This is a genomic window from Endozoicomonas sp. ONNA2, assembly GCF_024606365.1.
Taxonomy (GTDB): Bacteria; Pseudomonadota; Gammaproteobacteria; order Pseudomonadales; family Endozoicomonadaceae; genus Endozoicomonas.
This window is the reverse complement of sequence record NZ_JAHHPO010001169.1, coordinates 1-1,555: the sequence shown is the minus strand read 5'-3', so window position 1 is coordinate 1,555 and position 1,555 is coordinate 1. Positions and strand designations below refer to the sequence as shown.

At 50.4% G+C, this 1,555-nt stretch carries 2 protein-coding genes; one reads left to right on the top strand and one right to left on the bottom strand.

Translation table 11 applies throughout. The annotated features are described in order from the left end of the window. Positions 1-167: 167 nt before the first annotated feature. Positions 168-1,349, top strand: coding sequence for a hypothetical protein (locus KDK14_RS20635; RefSeq protein WP_257267122.1), 1,182 nt, complete (start codon positions 168-170; stop codon positions 1,347-1,349). A gap of 25 nt (positions 1,350-1,374) precedes the next feature. Here KDK14_RS20635 and KDK14_RS20630 read toward each other — a convergent pair. Next, positions 1,375-1,555: hypothetical protein (locus KDK14_RS20630; protein WP_257267121.1), on the bottom strand; the 181-nt coding region annotated here is incomplete at its 5' end.

Here is a 1,555-nt window from a genome sequence, read left to right as displayed (position 1 = left end):
GTCGGGCGCTATTCTCGGACAGCCTCCTGGACTGTCTGTCACTTTAATTAGATCCATCGTTTAACTTATCTATCCCACCAACACTTACTACGTATCTGACTAATACCGATAGTGCAGGACCAAAAAATATTGTCTAATCTGAAAGCTCCTTACTTTCTGGTATCTCTATGAGTGATGCAGTCTCGACCAAATCTGAAACCTCAACAGGTGTCCGCCAAATTGTAGAGCCGTTAGTCCTTCTTCTTTTGGCAGGCCTCCTGTTTGGCTACCTTGGCCAGACCATGGGTGTTACCCACATGTTCAACACCCTGTTCAACACCGCACACCAGCTCTTGTTAAACACCGTGTTGTTCCTGATGGGGATTACCGTATTAACCGGTGCTGCCGGTCGTCTGCTGATGGAGTTTCATGTTATTTCCCTGATTGAACGGCTGCTGGTGCCGTTGATGAGACCCGTTTTTAATCTCCCCGGCCGTGCTGCCATGGCGGCCATGATGACCTTTTTCTCTGATAACCCGGCCATCATCGGCCTGGCAAAAGACAGACGGTTCAACCACGCCTTTAATGTGCCCGAGATCATTTCACTGACCAATTTCGGTACCTCCTTTGGCATGGGTCTTATTGTCATCACCTTTATGGCAACCCTGCAAAATAATGAGACGGGTACTACTTATTTCTTGCCTGCCATGATCGGACTGGGCGGCGCCCTTATTGGAGCCATCATATCCACACGGCTGATGCAACGCTTTATCCGAAATGATGCCCGGCTACATGAACTCAGCATTGAAGATACTCACAGTGAACTTCTGGATGAGCACAGTTCTGGCGATCCTGTCTGGCTCAGATTTCTCAATGCCCTGCTGGATGGCGGAAAAGGCGGCGTCAAAATGGGGGTAGCGATTATTCCCGGGGTATTAATCATCAGTACGTTTGTTATGGTGCTGACGTTTGGTGCGCCAGTAACCGGCTATACGGGTGGAGCATTTGAAGGGGTGGCCCTGCTGCCAAGACTGGCCAGCCATGTTACCTGGCTATTTGAGCTGCTGTTCGGCTTTGATCATGCCGAACTGGTTGCTTTTCCCATTACTTCATTGGGTGCTGTAGGTGCCGCCATGTCGCTGGTACCAAACTTCATCAGTCAGGGGATTATCGGTAACAGTGACATTGCAGTTTTTACGGCGATGGGCATGTGCTGGAGTGGTTACCTTAGTACTCATACGGCCATGCTGGACTCCCTTGGCTTCCGCCAGCTGACCTCAAAAGCCATACTGGCTCACACGATTGGCGGTATCTGTGCCGGTGTCGCAGCCCGATATCTTTACCTGCTGCTCAGTCCCTTAATTGGTTAATAACCAATCCAGGCACTCAATTCTCTTATTGAGTTGAGTGCTCATTTCGACCGGCAAAAACAGCATCAGCAATAGCCCCCCCCTCCAGTTCAAGATGACGGTTTACCGACTGAGAGCCAGTGTTTGATAACTCTAAAATTAACCTCTGCCAGCCAGGAGGCTGTCCGAGAATAGCGCCCGACTGGGCGTCCCCGTAGCGAGGATTG

Coding starts and splice junctions, on each gene's coding strand:
- KDK14_RS20635 (WP_257267122.1), top strand. CDS start 168: ATGAGTGATGCAGTCTCGACCAAATCTGAAACCTCAACAGGTGTCCGC.